Here is a 16752-nt window from a genome sequence, read left to right on the forward strand (position 1 = left end):
TGGCGTCGAGGGCCGACTCGACCGCTTCGACCAGCGAGGTGTATTCGGCGTCCAGCACTGCCGAGCGCAGGTCGGCCTCGGAGGGGAAGTGCCAGTACACGGCCGAGGGGGCCACCCCGCAGGCCCGGGCGATCGAGCGTAGCGACGGAACGGCCACCGCTTGGGGCTCGGCCAGCATGCCGATCGCGGCTGCCACGAGCTCGGAGCGCAGGTCGCGGTTGTCTGCCTTGGTCACCGATTCATTGAACACCCGTTCATGGTAGCTTGCAATGAACAGGTGTTCAGGAAGGTGGTAGTGACATGCTGCAGCTGATGACGGTGATCAGGAAGCGCCCGGAGATTTCCACGGAGGACTTCCGCCGTTTCATGGAACTGGAGTACGGGCCGACCTATGTGGCCCTTCCCCAGGTCAAGGAGTACGTGCAGTACTACCTGACAGACCTCGCGACGGACAGCGAGGAAGATCCGATCGACGCGATCGTGCAGATCAGCTTCGAGTCGGAGAAGGAGATGCGCGAGGCCCTCGCGACCGAGGAATACCGGAAAGCGCACGAACTGCGGACGGCCTACATGCGGGACACGTCCGTCGGTATTCATTCGGCCGTCTTGGACCGCAGCGTGCAGCTGGTCTAGGGATTGTTGCGGCAGTGCCGGTCACAGCCACTCGCTGACGGCCGCGACGAGCACAGCGGCTTCGTAGCGCACGGCCAACTTTTCATATCTCGCGGCCACGGCCCTGCTGACAGGCAACGCGGCGTCAACGGTCACACCTCCAGTAGATCCCGGGCTTTCACCGGGAGCCGCGTCTCGAAGGACTGGTTCGCGGCCAGCGCGGTGACCAGGGACCGTGCCCCGTCGATCGCGCCCGCCGCCCGGCCGAGCGGGTCCGGACCGCCGGTGGGCGGCCCGCCGAACAGGTCCTCGAGCATGCGGACATCACCCCCGCCGTGCCCGCCCTCTCCCGTCGCGACCTTCACCTCGGTCGGTTGCTCCCAGAACCGGCGCAGCAACAGCTGCGTACGCCCGGCGTCGTCGCCGACCGCTGTTCCGTGCATGACCGCGCTCGTGCTGTCTGTCCGTGCCCGGGGCCGGGTCCAGGTGGATTCCTCGACGAGGAGTTCGAGGCGTCCTGCGCTGCCGTTGAAGGCGATCCGGTAGCCCTCCCAGGGTGCGTAGGCATTGAGGTGGTAGGTGAGGGTGGCGCCGGAGGTGTAGCTCACCAGCACTGCCATGTCGTCCTCGATCGTGACTCCCGGGCCGAAGACGTTCTGGTCGCGGTGGTAGCCGTCCTCGGCCTCCGCGTCCAGGTAGAGCGCGCTGAGCACGGGCGAGTCCGCCAGGTGTACGGCGAAGGGGTCGCCCTCGGCGGCGGGGGAGCCGTGGGCGCGGGCGTAGTCGCGGGCGAGGCCCCGGCGCCGGCCGGCCTCGTCGCCGTAGAAGAACAGCCCGCCCAGCGCGTAGACGGTCTCCGGTGCTGTGCCGAGCCACCAGTTGACCAGGTCGAAGTGGTGGCTGGCCTTGTGCACCATGAGGCCGCCGGAGTTGGCCTTGTCGCGGTGCCAGCGGCGGAAGTAGTCGGCTCCGTGGCGCAGGTCGAGGAGCCACTCGAAGTGCACCGAGCCGATCTCGCCGATCGCGCCGGACGCGAGGGTCTCCTTCACGGCGGCGTGCACCGGGTTGTAGCGGTAGTTGAACGCGACCCGCACCTCGCGGCCGGTGCGGCGCTGGGCGTCCAGGATGCGGCGGGCGCGGGGCGCGTCCGTGGTCATCGGTTTCTCGGTGACCACATCGCAGCCCGCCTCCAGCGCCCGCACGATGTAGTGGTCATGGGTGCGGTCCACGCTGCACACCACGACGAGGTCGACGCGTTCGCAGCGCAGCATCTCCTCGAAGTCCTCGGCCGCGTACGCGGGTACGTCCGCCCCGATCCACTGGCTGTGAACGGCCATGCGGTGGGCGTTGACATCGCAGAAGCCGACCAGCTCGACCCGGTCCGCGTAGGGACCGGACAGCGCCTGGGTGAAGAGCTGGGCGCGGGCGCCCAGACCCACCACGGCGCAGCGGCGACGGCGTGCGGTGTCGGGGATCATGCGTTCTCCGTTCGGCGGGGTTGCGGGACATGTGGTGCGAGTGTGGGCGCGTCGCCGTGGTCGGGGACCCGGAGCCTGGCTCCGCCGTGTTGCGCGGACCGGTGGGCGATGATGCCCGGCAGTGTGTAGCGGGCGGCGACCCAGGCGTTGACCGGCGGCAGGGAGCCGGCGTTGACGGCCGTGACGAAGTCGTCGACGAGGAAGTGGTGGCTGCCCTCGTGGCCGTTGTGGACGTGGTTGAACTCCTCGGGCAGCCGGGAGCGGTCGTGCACCGGCGCCGTTCCGGAGACGAAGGCGTCTCGCAGGGCGGGCGCTATGTGTTCCAGCGACGGGTCGTCGGTGGGGAGGGAGCGGACGGGGCGCAGATGTTCGCTGACGTCCTCGACGCCCTCCTTGTTCTGCCACACGCTGTACGTCGCGAGCTGCTCGAAGCTGCCCTCGGTGCCGAAGAAGCGGAACCTGGACTCGCGCTTGCGGGAGGGGTATCCGACCCGGCGGAACTCGTTGATACGGAACGCTCCGCCGCCCGCGACCTCGAACAGGGCGGTGGCGTTGGAGAAGTCGTTGCCGAACTGGCTGACATCCTTGTCGAAGACGCCGTCGTCGCGGTCGTCGGTGACGCCGATCGCCGAGACGCTCACCGCGTGGGTGTTCCAGGCGCCGAGCACCCCGCCGATGGAGTGGGTCGGGTAGAGCAGCGGCGGATAACTGGCGGTGGACTTCCAGTCCTCGCCGCCGCTGTACTGGTAGGCCTCGTAGAAGCCGAGATCCATGTCGTGGACGTAGTCGCCCTCGGCGTAGAACAGCCGCCCGAAGCCGCCGTCGGCGATCCGCTCGCGGGCGTAGACGGTCGCGGGGTTGTAGTGGCTGGTCTCGCCCATCATGTACGTCAGCCCGGTGGCCCGTACCGCCTCGATGATGACGGTGATCTCGTCCTCGGTGACCGCCATCGGCACCGCCGAGTACACGTGTTTCCCGGCGCGCAGAGCCTGGACAACGAGTGGGCCGTGGGTCCAGCGCTGGGTGAAGATCGCCACCGCGTCGACGGACGGCGACGCCAACATGGCTTCGTAGGAGGGGAAGGTGCCCGCCAGTTCCTCTTCGGTGGCGACGCGCTCGGCCCGTTCGGGGATCAGGTCGGTGATGTGGACGTCGGCGACGCCGGGATGGAGGTGGAACAGCTTGGCGAACTGACCGGCGAACTGCCCGGCGCCGACGATGCCAAGGTTGAACGGCATGGAACGGCCCTTTCGAATGGGGTCACTTGGGGATGTACGGGTGGTCACAGCGGCAGCGGCCGCCACAGGTCGGTGGCGGTCGCCGCGAGGGCGAGCGGCCCGAGGACGATGAACAGCAGGACCGGCGACATCGTCAGCAGGACGGTGACGGCGACCGCGGAACCGGCCAGCAGCACGGGCACGAGCGGCTGCTCCGGTACGGAGCGGAACGCCGCGACGAGGACGGCCCGCCAGGGCATCCCCTCCCGCCACCCGGCGGCGCAACGCAGGCCGAGCGCAGCGAGGATCGCGGTGGCCACGGCGAAGGCCGCTCCCAGCCCGGGGCCGTGGGCGTCCAGCGCGACGGCGTCCAGCCACAGCAGGGCCACCACTCCGGCCGGGACCAGCACGACGGCGCGCCCCGAGCGCAGCACCCGGCGCAGCGCGGCGAGCAGGTTCGTCGGCGTCACCCCGGGGCCGCCGTGGGCCTGTTCGCGGAGCACCGTGCAGCCGGCCACCAGCGCCGGGTAGGCGGTGACCACCGGGAGCGAGCAGAGCAGCAGGAACACCCCGAGCAGCAGGCAGTCCGCGAAGAGATGGAAGCGGGAACTACGCATCACGGCGCACCTAGCCCTTCAACCCGGAGGTCTGGACGCCCTCCACCAGCAGGCGCTGGAAGGCGAGGAAGAACAGCAGCACCGGCAGCAGGGCGATGACGGACATCGCGAACATCGGGCCGTAGGCGGAGCTGTCGGTCTGGTCGACGAAGAGCCGCAGGCCGAGTTGGAGCGTGTACATCTTCGGGTCGGTGAGGTAGATCAGCTGGGAGAAGAAGTCGTTCCAGGCGGAGATGAACGAGAAGATCGTCGTGGTGACGAGGGCCGGCTTGAGCAGCGGCAGGATGATGTACCAGAAGGTCCGGTAGGGGCCGCAGCCGTCGAGTACGGCCGCCTCGTCGAGTTCGCGTGGCAGCGAGCGGATGAACTGGACGATGAGGAAGACGAAGAACGCCTCGGTTGCCAGGAACTTCGGTATGACGAGCGGCAGATAGGTCCCGAGGAAGCCGAGCTTCTGGTAGATGACGTACTGCGGGATGAGCATGACGTGCATCGGCAGCATCAGCGTGGCGATCATCACGGAGAAGTAGAGCCCGCGGGCACAGAACCGGAGCCGGGCGAAGGCGTAGGCGGCGAGCGAGCAGGAGATCACGTTCCCGGCCACGGCGAGGCAGGCGAGCAGCAGCGAGTTGCCGAACAGCCGCCAGAGGGTCAGCCCGCTGATCCCGTCCGCCGCCTTGGAGTAGTTGCCCGGCGTGAAGACCTTGGGGATGGGGCTGAGGTTGGAGAGGATCTCGGTACCCGACTTGAGTGACGCGGTGAACAGCCACAGCAGTGGGTAGAGCAGCACCAGTCCGATCGCCACGCAGATCACGTGCCAGGCCAGCGAGCGCCCGGGTATGCGGGGGCGGCTGCGGACCGGGGTCGTCACGGTCGTCATCACGCATCGTCCTGTCCGTAGAAGACCCACAGCCGGGCGCTGCGGAAGGCGGCGTAGGTGACCACCGCGATGACGGCCAGCAGCAGCCAGGCCATCGCCGCGGCGTATCCCATGTGGAAGTTGGTGAACGCCTGTTGGTACAGGTAGAGCGAGTAGAAGAGCGTTGAGTTCGACGGTCCTCCGGTGCCACCGCTGATCACGAACGCGGAGGTGAACGACTGGAAGGAGTGGATGATCTCCATGACCAGGTTGAAGAAGAGCACCGGTGACAGCATCGGCAGAGTGATGGAGAAGAACGTGCGCAGTCGGCCCGCTCCGTCGAGGGCCGCCGACTCGTACAGCTCTTTCGGGATCTGTTTGAGCCCGGCGAGGAAGATCACCATGGGTGCGCCGAACTGCCAGACCGTCAGCAGCACCAGCGGGTACATGGCGTAGTCCGGGTTGTCGGTCAGGCCGCCGACGTGCCAGCCGAAGAAGGACGTGGTGCGGTCGGTGAGCCCGCCGGTGGCGAACAGCGACCGCCACACCAGGGCGACGCTGACGCTCGCGCCGAGCAGTGAGGGTGCGTAGAACGCGGCGCGGTACAGGCCGACTCCGGTGCGGGCGCGGTTCAGCAGCAGTGCGACGCCGAGCGCCGCCGCCAGCTTGAGCGGGCCACCGATGAGGACGAACTTCAGGGTGACCTTGGCCGAGGTGAGGAACTTGTCGTCCTCGAACATGTACCGGTAGTTGGCCAGGCCCACCCAGTGCGGCCTGGAGAACAGGTCGTAGTCGGTGAACGACAGATACAGCGAGATGAGCATCGGGCCGAGCGTCAGCACGACTGCGCCGATCAGCCACGGGGCCAGGAAGACGTGTCCCGCTACGGCTTGGGAACGGCGGCGCCTGGGCGGCGGCTCTGCGGCGGAAGTGCCGCCACTCGGGCGGGGCATGGGGCGGGGCGGCGCGGTCGCCTGGGCCATCGGGGTCCACTCCTCCACGGTGAGGCTGGATGTCGGCGGCAACGATTGCACGCGGCCTCACCATCGACAAGAGGCGTGGCGAAACTATGTTTTGGCTGCTGATCAGGTCGCTCTCATTGACTGGAGCGTTCCGACGGGCGTACGTTCCCCGCCAGTTGGAAACAGAGTGGCAACGTTTGCAGCCGTTTTTCCCGCACCGTCGAGCGAAGGGCCGCGATGTCCGCAGCACGCCGTCCCCAGACCCCATCCGCCTCACCGGGATTGACTCGCCGTCGGCTCATCGCCTCGCTCGGAGCGCTCCCGCTGGCCGGTGCCGCCGTCGGGTGCGGCACGAGCGAGGCGTCCACCGGTGGCAGAGTGGCGATCGACTTCCAGTGGTGGGGCTCCGGGGACCGGAACCTGGCCACCGAGAAGGCGGTCGAGCTCTTCGAGAAGCGCCATCCGAACATCAAGGTGACGACCTCGTTCGCCGGTTACTCCGCCTACCTCCAGCGGCTCGCCACCCAGGTCGCAGCCGGCAGCGGCCCCGACGTCCTCCAGATGGACTTCGGCTACCTGCGTGCCTACGCCGACCGCAACGTGCTCTCGAAGTTCACCGACTCCGTGTTCTCCACGATCTCCCTGAAGCGCATACCCACCATCTACGCCCGCACCGGCCTCGTCGACGGCACGTTGTACGGGCTGCCGACCGGCATCGCCACCCAAGCCCTGCTGATCGACGCCAAGTTGTGGACCAAGGCCGGGGTCGGCGTTCCGAAACCGGGCTGGACCTGGGACGACCTGCTGAACGACATCGGTCCCGCGCTGAAGAAGGCGCTACCGGACAGGGCGCCGCTGACCGACTTCAGCGGCCACATCGAGATCTTCCAGATCTGGCTCGTCCAGCACGGCAAGCCCCTCTACAAGAACGACGGTTCGCTCGGCTTCACGAAGGCCGACCTCGTCCAGTTCTGGGAGTACATGGGCCGGCTGCGGGACAAGGGCGTCTTCACCTCACCAAGCCTCACCGCCTCCTACGCCAGCGGCTCGACCGCCGACTCGCCGCTGGTCCGGAAGCTGTCGACCGGCGAGTTCTCCATCACCTCCAGCGCCTCGTCGTACTTCGAGACGTACGGTGCGGTGCAGCCCATCTCCTTCCCCACCCAGACGGCCACCTCTCCGATCGGGATGACCGGCGGCGCCTCGCAGGCGCTCTGCGTCCAGCGCAAGTGCGCGCACAAGGCAGAGGCCGCGCTGCTGATCGACTTCCTGCTGAACGACCCGGACGCGGCGAAGATCCTCGGCCAGGTGCGCGGGCTGCCCTCCAACACGCAGAACCTCGCCGCCCTCGCCCCGACTCTGACCGGCGGCGACAAGGCCGTCTACCAGTTCCTCACGTCGATCCAGAGCAAGCTCTCGCCCTCGCCGGCTCCGCCACCGTCCGGCAGCGACGAGGACAAGCTCGACTTCACCAGCATCTACCAGGACATCATCTTCGGTAAGAAGAACCTCAAGTCGGCCGCCGCTGACATGTGGGACAAGTTCCACACCTCCGTCCCCGGGGGATGAGCCGGTGATCATCAGCGAGTTGAGGGTCACCCCCATCGCCTTCCGCGACCCTCCGCTGCTCAACGCAGACGGGGTGCACGAGCCGCACGTCCTGCGCGCGGTCATCGAGCTCGTCACGGACGGCCCCGGCGGCGGGGTGACCGGCCTCGGCGAATGCACCGGCCACGCCTGGCAGTTGGACTGGCTGGAGCTGGTCGCCACCAGGATCCGGGGCATGAGTGTGTACGACACCGGGGCGCTGGCCCGACTGGTGAGCGAGCTGCTGGCCGGCCGGGCGGACGGCGTCGACTACGGGCCCGACGCCAACTGGCGGCGCTGGTCCGGCCGTACGCCCGGATCACGCGGCCCGGCGCCGGTCCCCGCGCCCGCCTTCGACGCGATGCGGGTGTACTCCGCGATCGAGGTCGCCTGCCTGGACGCGCAGGGCGGAAGGGCCGGGGTGCCGGTGGTGGACCTGCTGGGCGGCCGAGTGCGGGACGCGGTGCCGTACGCGGGCTACCTCTTCTACAAGTGGGCCGGGCACCCGGGCTCGGGCGACGACGAGTGGGGCGCGGCCCTGGACCCGGACGGCATCGTCGCCCAGGCCGAGCGGATGGTGGACCACTACGGCTTCCGCTCGCTGAAGCTCAAGGGCGGGGTCTTCCCGCCGGACGAGGAGATCGCGGCGGTCCGCGCGCTGCGGGCCGCGTTCCCCGGACTTCCGCTCCGTATCGACCCCAACGCCGCCTGGACGGTGAAGACCGCGCTGTCGGTGGCCCGTGAACTGGAGGGCGTCCTCGAATACTTGGAGGATCCGGTGGCCGGGGTCGAGGACATGGCGGCCGTCGCCGCCACCACGTCGATCCCTCTCGCCACCAACATGTGCGTGACCTCGCTGGAGGGCGTACGCACCGCCCTGGAACGGAACGCCGTACGGATCGTGCTGGGCGACCACCACATATGGGGCGGCCTGCGGGCATCCGTCGCGCTGGGGGACGTGTGCCGGGCGGTCGGCTGGGGGCTGTCCATGCACTCCAACTCCCACCTGGGGATCAGCCTCGCCGCGATGACCCACGCGGCGGCGGCCACCCCGGCCCTGGGCCACGCCTGCGACACCCACTATCCGTGGAACGCGGCGGAGGATGTCGTGCTGCCGGGCGCGCTGTCGTTCCAGGACGGTTCGGTGCGGGTTCCCGACGGCCCCGGGCTGGGCGTGCAACTCGACCGGACGGTACTGGACCGGCTGCACGCCACGTATCTCTCCCTGGGCCGCGAGCACCGCGACGACAAGGCGTACCGCCGCAGCGTGACGCCATGAGGTTGTGGGCAACTGCCCTGCGGGGCACGGGAGTTGGGCGCAGCGGACCGGCGTCCGGCGACCGGGCCGCACCGCGCACCGGACAGGGCCGCTCAGCGCCGCTCGATCGCCGCTGTCGAACCGCGTACGACCAAGTGCGTCGGCAGCACCCGTTGCTGAGGTTCCGCCCCCTCGCCGGCGGGCGTGCCCAGGATGCGGAACAGCAGGTCCACCGCGGCCCGCGCGGCATGCGCCTTGGGCACCGAGACCGTCGTCAGCGGGGGAGCGGCCATACCCGACAGGGCGATGTCGTCGCAGCCGACCACGCTCATCTCGTCCGGTACCCGCACCCCGCGCGCGGTGAAGCGGCTGATCAGCCCGAACGCGACGATGTCGTTGAAGGCCACCACCGCGCTCGCCCCGCTGGCCAGCACCACATCGGCGGCCCCCGTGATCCCGCCGTCGAAGTGCGGGGCCACACTTCCCACATGGATGATCTCGACCTTGCCGGAGTCCTCCATGGCCTTGATCCCGGCCGCCCGCTCCTGCGCCGTCCAGGTGGAGCGCGGGCCACCCACGTAGGCGATCCGGCGGTGGCCGAGCGCGTGCAGATGGGTCAGGGCGTCGGTCATCCCTTCCACCATGTCCGCCGTGACACTCGCGAAGCCGGGCTCCTTGCGGTGCAGCAACACGATCGGCTTCATGGTGACCTGATCCAGCGCGGCCAGTTCCTCGCTGCTCAGGTGGGGGGCGCACAGCACGATGCCGTCCACCTCCGGGCCCAGCGTGCGGATCGCGTCCAGCTCCAGGCCCTCGTCGCGCTCGGAGTCGCTGATGAACACCGCGTGGCCGAGGCCCCGGGCGCGGGCCTGCACGCCCTTGCAGATGTCCGCGAAGAACGGGTTGAGCAGATCCGGGACGATCACCCCCAGATGGCCCGTACGACCGGTGATCAGGCCCCGCGCCGCACGGTTGGGCTGGTAGCCGAGCCGGTCGGCGGCGGCCTTCACCCGCTCGCGCGTGCTCTCGCTCACCGTTCCGTCGGGCGACAGCGCCCGGGACACGGTGGACGGGGAGACCCCGGCCGTCCTCGCCACATCTCGAATCGTCACCTGCACGTGCCGAGGTTGACACCCCTGCTCACGGGCGTCAATCAAGATCGCACTCTCCGTGGCCCGAAGCGGCTTTCCCCAGTACAGCCCGAGGAGCGTCGAGCATGACCCCGGACCAGCCCCGTCACCGCATTGAGTCGGTCGACCCCACCGACAGCCGGTACGACCAGCACTTCCTCGCGCTCCTCGGTGTCGCCGCCGACGCCCGCGCGACGGACGTCCTGAAAAGCCACGCCGACGACCTCACCCAACTCCGAGACCTGGGCAAGGCGCGCGCCGCCGCCCGCTCACTGCGCACCCTCACCTCCGTCCACGTGTACGGCGGCTCGGCGTACCACCACGACAGCACCCTGCTCGCCCCGCTCGAAGAACTGGCGGAAGTCCTCGCCGAGGAGCAGTTCGAGGACGGTCTGTGGGACCAGGGAGGCGCCCACTCCCCGCCGGACACCGCCTTCTCCGTCGTCGACCTCGCCCTGGCCCGGGGCCTTCTCGACCAGGACGCGCACCCGTCCACCGAGCGGCTGCGGAGCACGGTCGGGCGGATTCTCCGCGCGGCGGGTCCCGGGCTCGCGACCGGCGGTGTCCACACGGCGAACCACCGCTGGCTGGTCTGCGCGGCCCTCGCCCGCATCCACTCCCAGTGGCCCGACCCGTCCTACGTCCGCCGGATCGACGCCTGGCTCGCCGAGGGCATCGACCAGCTGCCGGGCGGCGAGTACAGCGAGCGCAGCCCCAACTACGCCGCTGCCGTCACCAACCCGGTCCTGCTGACGATCGCCCACCTTCACGGACGCGAGGACCTCTACGCGAACGTACGGGCCAATCTGACCGCCGGCCTGTACCTCGTCGAGCCCAACGGTGAGGTGGAGAGCGTCCATTCACGGCGCCAGGACCAGACCGCGCTGCGCCACCTCCCCGAATTCTGGCTCCAGTACCGGGAGTTGGCGATCCGTGACGGCGACGGCCGGTTCGCCGCGGTGGCCGCACTTCTGGGCGAACGCGGCACGGACCAGACCTTCGGCGAGACCCCGGCCGGCGACCGGCTCGCCGAGGTACTCGACCGTCCCGAACTGGCCCGCCACCTCCCCGAACCCGCCGCCCTGCCCACGGACTTCGAGCACCATGACGACAGTTGCCGGCTGGTCCGCGTACGCGACGGCCGGAACACCGCGACCGTCTTCGGCGGCACGGACTTCCCCGAGGTCCGGGCCATCTCCTCGGGCTTGTCCACCAACCCGACGTTCTTCAGGATGCGCAGGGGCGCGGCGATCCTCGACTCCCTGCGGCTGGCACCCCGGTTCTTCTCCCTCGGCCACTTCCGCGCCGAGGACCTGGAGCGCGACGCGGACGGCTGGCGGCTGTCCGCCGAGGTGCGCGGCGCCTACCACCAGCCACTGCCGCCGGGCCACCGGCGGCAGGACGGCGGCTACGCGCTCACCGACGACGGCCGCTTCTGGTCGTCGATGGACTTCCCGCACCGCGAACGGGAGTACCGGACGCTCCGTACGGAGATCCTGCTCCGGGAGGTGCCGGGCTTCGGCTGGGACCTGACCTGCTCCCAGACCGGGGCCGATGTGCCGTTCGCGCTGGAGTTGTGCTTCCGGCCCGGGGGCGAGCTGACCGGCGACGGTCTGGAGCGGGTCTCCGACACCACATATCAACTCGTCCATGGCGAGGCCGTGTACACCGTGGGGGAGGACCGCATCATCTTCGGTCCCGGCAACGGTAAGGGCGGCCGGCAGCCACCGGTCGTCGACCCCGGCGAGCGCTATGCCTGGCTCGGCGGCTCCCTCATCCCGGACGGCATCCGCGTCCTGATCACCGGCCGTACGCAGACGACGTACCGCCTGACCCTGCGCTGACTCTGTGCCGACCGGAGGTCCGTGACGTGTCCGCCCTGTACCGCAATCCCGTCCTCAACGCCGACTGGCCCGACCCCGACCCCGACCCCGACCCCGACGCCATGCGGGTCGGCGAGACGTACTTCCTGGTCGCCTCCAGCGGCCACCGCACTCCCGGGCTGCCGGTCCTGTGCTCACCCGATCTGCTCCACTGGGAGCCAGTAGCCCGCGTCCTGTCGGCACTCCCGCCCGCCGCGCACTTCAACCTCCCACGCCACGGCGCCGGAGTCCGGGCGCCCGCCCTCCGGCACCACGTCGGGCTGTTCTGAATCTTCTACCCGGACCCGACCAGGGCATCTTCGTGCTGACCACCGAGGACCCGGAGGGGCCATGGCCCGACCGCAACAACCGCCTGTCGACGGTCGAGATCAGCCCCGACGCCCGTAGGGTCCTGGGCCCGCCCGTCACCGTGATCGACGGCGACGACGGCCTGTGCACCTTCCGCTTCCGCACGACCCGTCGGGGAATGGACCGTCGCCCTCGACGGCTTTCATGCCCTCCCCGCCCTGTGGACCTCCGCCGAACTCGGCCTCTTCGCCACCGCGCCACCCGGCACTCCCGGCACCGGTCAGGCGTACTTCGGGGCGGTCGGGGCCACCTGAAAAGCCGACCGGCTCGCGCTCGTCCCGGTATCACCGCGCGCGAGGCGGTCTCGGCTCCGGACGGACCTCAGCGGTTCCCGTCGGACGCCGCCCCGGACCAGCCGATGAGGGCGCCGCGCAGGGCACCGACCAGGCGGGTGGCGGCCTCCTCCTCGGTGTGGCCGTTCTTGATGAGGTCAAGGATGTCGCGGGGATCGAACAAGGCGTTCCACAGGAACAGGGCCTCGTCGCCCAGGTCGACGAGACCGAGTTCTTCGGTGGTCTGACGCAACGGCTCGGCGAGTGCTTCCGCCTGCGGGGTGAGATAGCCGGTGTTCTCGCGGAGTCGTTCGAGGTATCCGCGGTGCGAGCGCATCTGCGCCATCGCCCCGCCGTGCTCGATGACGAGCGACACCCAGTACCGCGACACCGCTTCGAGTCTCGCCATGCCCCGGGTGGTCTGTTGTGCGCTGAAGTCCCTTAGTTCTGAGCCGACTTGGGCCCGGAAGGCGTGCAGGATGTCCTCGACGGAGGAGAAGTGCCGGTACGCCGTGGCGGTCGACACCTCGGCCTGCTTGGCGATCTCGGCCAGGCTCACGGGTGTCGGCGAGTTCTCGAACAGCAGCGCGGCGGCCTTGATGAGGTACTTGCGGTTGCGTTCGGTGTCACTGCGCATGGGTCGACTCCCCGGTTGCCTGCGGTACGGCGTTCACTGAAGGACCGAGAGCCCGTACGCCAGCCGGCGGACGCCCTCGGTGATGGATTCCGGGCTGGCAGCGTACGACAGCCGCAGATGCCCCTCGCCCCGGGCGCCGAACTCGCTCCCCGGTCGGACCGCCACCCCGTGCGTGCGCAGCGCGGCAACGACCTCCACGGAGGGCAAGTCGACGTCGTAGCGCGGGAATTGGTAGAACGCTCCCTCCGGCCGGCTGAGCGTGAGGCCAGGGATCTTGGCGAGTTCGGTGCGCATGATCGCGCCGCGCTCCTCGTAGGCGTTCCGCATCCTGGCGATGTCGGCGTCGCAGGTCCGCACGGCGACGAGGGCGGCGTCCTGGATGAAGGTGTTCACGGAGCCGTTGAAGGTGTTGTGGATGCGTGCGGCGGCCTGGATCAGGGGTGTTGGGCCCCACAGGTAGCCGACGCGCCAGCCGGTCATCGCGTAGCTCTTGGAGAAGGTCTGGCAGTAGACCGTACGGTCGCGCAGGCCGTCGACGGCGAGTGCCGAGGTGAAGGGGCGGCCGGTGTAGTCGAGGTCGGCGTACGCCTCGTCGGAGATGACGATCGTGGACGTGCCGTCCAACAGGTCGGCGAGCGCGTCGAGTTCGGCCCGGCTGTGCACGATGCCGGTCGGGTTGCTCGGGTTGCAGAACACGAAGAGCTTCGCGTCGGCGAGGGCGTCGGCGAGCAGGTCGAGGTCCCAGTGCAGGTCTGGGCCGAGCGGGACGGGGACGACGGTGCCTCCGGCCATGCTGACGAGATCGGCGTAGAGGGAGTAGGTGGGGTCGGGGATGACCACCTTGTCGCCGGGGTCGACGATGCCGAGGATCGCCGCGGCGAGGCCGGCGGTGCCGCCCTGGGTGATGAGGATGTCGGCGGCGGAGACCGGGGTGCCGGCGATGCCGTGCAGCTTCTCGGCGAGTGCCTCGCGCAGGTGGGGTTCGCCGAGCAGGGGGGAGTAGTGGGTGCGTCCGGCGCGGAGTGAGGCGGTTGCGGCCTCGGTCACCTGCTGGGGGGTGTCGAAGTCGGGTTCGCCCATGGCGAGGGAGACGAGGTCGCCCCGGGACTGCGGCTGCTGCGTCCGGCGGGAGGCGGCGACGATCCGGGCGACGGCCTCGGCGGTGGCGAACCGGGGCGGGTGGGTGGAGACGGTGGACGGCATGCGGCTCCTTCTGGAAGCGAGGTGTTGGCAGCGGGTGCTCGAAGTAGGGGTCAGGGCCGGGGTGTCGCGTCGGCGGGGGCGCCCGCCCAGCGGCTGATCTCCAGGTCGGCGGAGGTGTCCCGCTGCCGCGTCGGGGCGACGACGATCTCCTGGAGGACGACACGCTGGGGGAGGGCGACGGCGAGGCGGACGGCCTCGGCCACGTCCTCCGGCTGCACCATGTGGGCGCGTTCCGCCACGGCCGGCGGCCGTGCGCGGTTGTCGAGGATGGGCGTGTCCGCTTCACCGGGCAGCACGGTGATGGCCCGCAGGCCCTGGTTGCGAAACGTGTTGTGCAGGAAGGTCATGAAGTTGCGCACCCCGGCCTTCGCCGCGCCGTAGGCCGCGCCGCCGAGCAGGTTGGGGTTGACGGCGGCGAGCGAGGAGACGGTGACGATGGTTCCGGTGTCGCGTCCGAGCATGTCGGGGAGCACGGCCTGGGTGAGCTGGAAGACGGCCGTGAGGTTCACGTCGAGGACCTGGCGCCACTCGTCGTGCGGAAGCCACTGCGGGTTGAGCACCGTCGACGCGCTGCCCGCGTTGTTGACGAGGATGTCGACCGGGCCGAGGTCGGCGTGCACCCGGTCGAGGACGCGCGTCACGTCGGCGGAGTCGGTGATGTCCGCGGCGAGTGCGAGGGCGGTGCCGCCTTCCGCGTGGATGGTGGCCTCGACCTTGTCGAGGGCCTCCTGCCTGCGGCCGACGAGTACGACGGTGGCGCCGTCCCGGGCCAGCAACCGCGCGGTCTCCAGCCCCATCCCGCTGCCGGCTCCTGTGATGAGCGCGATCCTGCCGGCTGACGTCGTCACCGTTTCTCCTCCATGGCCGATGTGATGCGAGAGCTGCAAATGAGAATAACTTCTCATGTGTTGCCGGGCAAGGGTGCCCCGGATACGGCGAGTCCGCGAGGCGTTTTGAATCCGAGAGCGGCGAACGCCTCCGCCACCGCGTGTTCCAGGGCGCGCACCTCCGCCTCGCGTCGCGCGAGTCGCCGGACCGCGCTCTCGTGGTCGGTCCACCGGAACCGCAGGCGTTGCCCCGGTCCGGCCTGTCCGAGCAGCGGCAGACAGTCCCGCGCGGTGACCCCGACGATCGGATAGCCCGCCGTCAGACTCCGGTATCTGCCGAGGACGATCAGCTCGTCCGCGTGTGGGATCTGGAGCGCCCCGACGGGAACCCCGTGCGAGACGATCTCGGCGCCGGTGTCGGGGTGCAGCACCGGTCCGTCGAGCCGCAGCCCGACGTGATTCGACCGAGGGGTGACGACGTACTCCGAGTCCTCGATCACCTCGCGGATGCCCGGGATCGTGTGGATGCCGTGGCTCGCCACGACGTCGACGACCCAGGGTCCTTCGTCGAAACGGGGGACGGGGACCGGCAGCCGGAACAACGGCGGCTCGAAGTACCGGCGCGGAAAACCTCGGAACCCGGTCTCCAGCAGCACCCGCGAGCCCCGCGTGATCACCTGCCCGAAGCCCATCCGGGCGTCCGGCGCGGTGCTGCCCAGCAGGGTCTGCGCGGCGAGCGTGCCGTGCACGGCGAGGTAGGTGCGGGTGCCCCGGCCGACCTCGGCGTGGACCCGTACTTCCTGGCCCGCCGGCACCACCAGCGGTGACCAACTCCCCACGGGGGCACCGCCGATGGTGACGCGGGCGCGCGCGCCCGTCACGGCGACCAGGACGTCGGCGTCGGGGACGAGCGCGAGTTCGCCGCCCAGGTTCTCGATCAGTGTCGCGCCGCGAGGGTTGCCCACGAGGAGGTTCGCGACGACCGCCGAGTGCTGGTCGGCCGCGCCACCGGTGGGCACACCGCGCCGTTCCGTGTCGCGGCGGCCGAGATCCTGGAAGGTCGTGATCCATCCGGCGTCGGTGCATTCGAGCGCCACGGTCTTCGTGGCCGAGGTGATCGCGGTCGTCACAGGGACACCCCCACCGGCAGCAGAAAACCGGCGTCCAGGGCCGCCGCCTCGTCCCGCGTGACGGGAACGAAGCGCACGACGTCGCCGGTGCCGAACGAGACGGGATCCGGGCGGGAGATGTCGACGACGGTGTGCGGGGTCCGTCCCACTACACGCCAGCCGGTCGGACCGGGGAACGGCTGGATGATCGCGTTGTCCCCGGCGATCATGAGCGCTCCGGGAGCGACGTCCGTCCGCGGCTCGGCCCGCCGGCGCACCGGACGGGGCAGTCCGAGCCCGTCCATCATCGGAGCCATCGCGGCGCCCAACAGGGCGATCGTGAAAGTGGACTTGGCGATCGCCTCGACCAACTCGTCCGGGTCCAGGCCCACTTCCTCGGCGACGGCCGCCAGATCGGGTCCGGTCTCCTCGTCGAACACGACCGGGACCGCGAACTCGCGCACCGTACGCGGACGTTCCGACCAGTCGTCCGGCAGGCGGGCCAACAGCCTTACCGCGTACTCCATTTGCTCCGGCGCGGTCCGCAGCGGGTCGAACTCGACGAGCAGCGACTCCAGTCCGGAGACGACGTCGAGCACGCCGTGCGGGCGGTGTGCCAGGAAGCGGTTGCGGAAGGCGACGATCGCGGACCTGCGGACCGCCTGGTCGAGGTGGGGGACGGTCACCATCACCGCCGAGTCCCCGAAGGGCTCGACGGCGACGGTGGTGAACGGTGCAGTGGTCATCGGCTGG

General features: G+C 69.9%; 17 protein-coding genes. 5 read left to right on the forward strand and 12 right to left on the reverse strand.

Translation table 11 applies throughout. The annotated features are described in order from the left end of the window. Window positions 1–235: TetR family transcriptional regulator (locus SPR02S_RS52920; RefSeq protein WP_019065163.1), on the reverse strand; the 235-nt coding region annotated here is incomplete at its 3' end. 65 nt (window positions 236–300) lie between these two features. On the opposite strand from SPR02S_RS52920, the gene SPR02S_RS52925 reads away from it, so the two are divergent. Then, window positions 301–633, forward strand: a complete 333-nt coding sequence (locus tag SPR02S_RS52925; RefSeq protein WP_019065164.1) for an EthD domain-containing protein — start codon at window positions 301–303, stop codon at window positions 631–633. Between the two features lie 131 nt (window positions 634–764). Here SPR02S_RS52925 and SPR02S_RS52935 read toward each other — a convergent pair whose 3' ends face one another. Genes SPR02S_RS52935 through SPR02S_RS52955 form a run of 5 tightly spaced genes read right to left on the reverse strand, consistent with a single transcriptional unit; the run spans window position 765 to window position 5766 of the window. Further along, window positions 765–2090: a Gfo/Idh/MocA family protein gene (locus tag SPR02S_RS52935; protein WP_019065166.1), complete on the reverse strand. Its 1326-nt coding sequence runs from the start codon at window positions 2088–2090 to the stop codon at window positions 765–767. Continuing rightward, window positions 2087–3328 carry a Gfo/Idh/MocA family protein gene (locus SPR02S_RS52940; RefSeq protein ID WP_019065167.1) on the reverse strand — a complete coding sequence of 414 codons (1242 nt, stop codon included), beginning with the start codon at window positions 3326–3328 and terminating at the stop codon, window positions 2087–2089. Before SPR02S_RS52940 ends, SPR02S_RS52935 begins: the two co-directional genes overlap by 4 nt. 44 nt (window positions 3329–3372) lie before the next feature. Beyond that, a complete protein-coding gene (locus SPR02S_RS58445) occupies window positions 3373–3924 on the reverse strand; it encodes a hypothetical protein (protein ID WP_019065168.1) in 552 nt (183 codons plus the stop codon). A gap of 10 nt (window positions 3925–3934) precedes the next feature. Further along, on the reverse strand, window positions 3935–4804 hold the full coding sequence (locus SPR02S_RS52950) for a carbohydrate ABC transporter permease (RefSeq protein ID WP_019065169.1): 870 nt from the start codon (window positions 4802–4804) through the stop codon (window positions 3935–3937). Then, window positions 4804–5766 (reverse strand): carbohydrate ABC transporter permease, encoded by a 963-nt coding sequence (locus tag SPR02S_RS52955; RefSeq protein ID WP_019065170.1) that lies wholly within the window; start codon window positions 5764–5766, stop codon window positions 4804–4806. The genes SPR02S_RS52950 and SPR02S_RS52955 overlap by 1 nt, the downstream gene beginning before the upstream one ends. A gap of 261 nt (window positions 5767–6027) precedes the next feature. On the opposite strand from SPR02S_RS52955, the gene SPR02S_RS58450 reads away from it, so the two are divergent. After that, window positions 6028–7314 (forward strand): ABC transporter substrate-binding protein, encoded by a 1287-nt coding sequence (locus SPR02S_RS58450; protein ID WP_158698022.1) that lies wholly within the window; start codon window positions 6028–6030, stop codon window positions 7312–7314. 4 nt (window positions 7315–7318) lie between these two features. Further along, window positions 7319–8611, forward strand: a complete 1293-nt coding sequence (locus SPR02S_RS52965; protein WP_019065172.1) for an enolase C-terminal domain-like protein — start codon at window positions 7319–7321, stop codon at window positions 8609–8611. A gap of 92 nt (window positions 8612–8703) precedes the next feature. Here SPR02S_RS52965 and SPR02S_RS52970 read toward each other — a convergent pair whose 3' ends face one another. Next, window positions 8704–9687 carry a LacI family DNA-binding transcriptional regulator gene (locus tag SPR02S_RS52970; RefSeq protein ID WP_019065173.1) on the reverse strand — a complete coding sequence of 328 codons (984 nt, stop codon included), beginning with the start codon at window positions 9685–9687 and terminating at the stop codon, window positions 8704–8706. A 119-nt stretch (window positions 9688–9806) separates the two neighbouring features. Here SPR02S_RS52970 and SPR02S_RS52975 point away from each other — a divergent pair, with 119 nt between their 5' ends. Continuing rightward, window positions 9807–11564, forward strand: coding sequence for a hypothetical protein (locus tag SPR02S_RS52975; RefSeq protein ID WP_019065174.1), 1758 nt, complete (start codon window positions 9807–9809; stop codon window positions 11562–11564). A gap of 26 nt (window positions 11565–11590) precedes the next feature. After that, the gene (locus SPR02S_RS52980; RefSeq protein WP_019065175.1) at window positions 11591–11872 is read left to right on the forward strand and encodes a family 43 glycosylhydrolase; all 282 of its coding nucleotides are present in this window, start codon (window positions 11591–11593) and stop codon (window positions 11870–11872) included. Window positions 11873–12272: 400 nt separating this feature from the next. Here SPR02S_RS52980 and SPR02S_RS52985 read toward each other — a convergent pair whose 3' ends face one another. Genes SPR02S_RS52985 through SPR02S_RS53005 form a run of 5 tightly spaced genes read right to left on the reverse strand, consistent with a single transcriptional unit; the run spans window position 12273 to window position 16745 of the window. Next, a complete protein-coding gene (locus tag SPR02S_RS52985) occupies window positions 12273–12860 on the reverse strand; it encodes a TetR/AcrR family transcriptional regulator (protein WP_019065176.1) in 588 nt (195 codons plus the stop codon). A gap of 33 nt (window positions 12861–12893) precedes the next feature. Then, window positions 12894–14063 (reverse strand): pyridoxal phosphate-dependent aminotransferase, encoded by a 1170-nt coding sequence (locus SPR02S_RS52990; RefSeq protein ID WP_019065177.1) that lies wholly within the window; start codon window positions 14061–14063, stop codon window positions 12894–12896. 50 nt (window positions 14064–14113) lie between these two features. Beyond that, window positions 14114–14911, reverse strand: coding sequence for an SDR family oxidoreductase (locus SPR02S_RS52995; protein ID WP_026151714.1), 798 nt, complete (start codon window positions 14909–14911; stop codon window positions 14114–14116). 53 nt (window positions 14912–14964) lie between these two features. Continuing rightward, window positions 14965–16020, reverse strand: a complete 1056-nt coding sequence (locus SPR02S_RS58455; RefSeq protein ID WP_019065179.1) for a 5-oxoprolinase subunit C family protein — start codon at window positions 16018–16020, stop codon at window positions 14965–14967. After that, on the reverse strand, window positions 16017–16745 hold the full coding sequence (locus SPR02S_RS53005; RefSeq protein ID WP_019065180.1) for a 5-oxoprolinase subunit B family protein: 729 nt from the start codon (window positions 16743–16745) through the stop codon (window positions 16017–16019). Before SPR02S_RS53005 ends, SPR02S_RS58455 begins: the two co-directional genes overlap by 4 nt. Window positions 16746–16752: the final 7 nt, after the last annotated feature.

Source organism: Streptomyces prunicolor NBRC 13075 (assembly GCF_000367365.1).
Classification (GTDB): domain Bacteria; phylum Actinomycetota; class Actinomycetes; order Streptomycetales; family Streptomycetaceae; genus Streptomyces; species Streptomyces prunicolor.

What these genes read in the sequence shown, in the direction of transcription:
- SPR02S_RS52950 (WP_019065169.1), bottom strand. Translation starts at nt 4,804, where the DNA reads ATGACGACCGTGACGACCCCGGTCCGCAGCCGCCCCCGCATACCCGGG.
- SPR02S_RS52975 (WP_019065174.1), top strand. Translation starts at nt 9,807, where the DNA reads ATGACCCCGGACCAGCCCCGTCACCGCATTGAGTCGGTCGACCCCACC.
- SPR02S_RS52990 (WP_019065177.1), bottom strand. Translation starts at nt 14,063, where the DNA reads ATGCCGTCCACCGTCTCCACCCACCCGCCCCGGTTCGCCACCGCCGAG.
- SPR02S_RS53005 (WP_019065180.1), bottom strand. Translation starts at nt 16,745, where the DNA reads ATGACCACTGCACCGTTCACCACCGTCGCCGTCGAGCCCTTCGGGGAC.
- SPR02S_RS52985 (WP_019065176.1), bottom strand. Translation starts at nt 12,860, where the DNA reads ATGCGCAGTGACACCGAACGCAACCGCAAGTACCTCATCAAGGCCGCC.
- SPR02S_RS52925 (WP_019065164.1), top strand. Translation starts at nt 301, where the DNA reads ATGCTGCAGCTGATGACGGTGATCAGGAAGCGCCCGGAGATTTCCACG.
- SPR02S_RS52940 (WP_019065167.1), bottom strand. Translation starts at nt 3,328, where the DNA reads ATGCCGTTCAACCTTGGCATCGTCGGCGCCGGGCAGTTCGCCGGTCAG.
- SPR02S_RS52955 (WP_019065170.1), bottom strand. Translation starts at nt 5,766, where the DNA reads ATGGCCCAGGCGACCGCGCCGCCCCGCCCCATGCCCCGCCCGAGTGGC.
- SPR02S_RS58445 (WP_019065168.1), bottom strand. Translation starts at nt 3,924, where the DNA reads ATGCGTAGTTCCCGCTTCCATCTCTTCGCGGACTGCCTGCTGCTCGGG.
- SPR02S_RS52935 (WP_019065166.1), bottom strand. Translation starts at nt 2,090, where the DNA reads ATGATCCCCGACACCGCACGCCGTCGCCGCTGCGCCGTGGTGGGTCTG.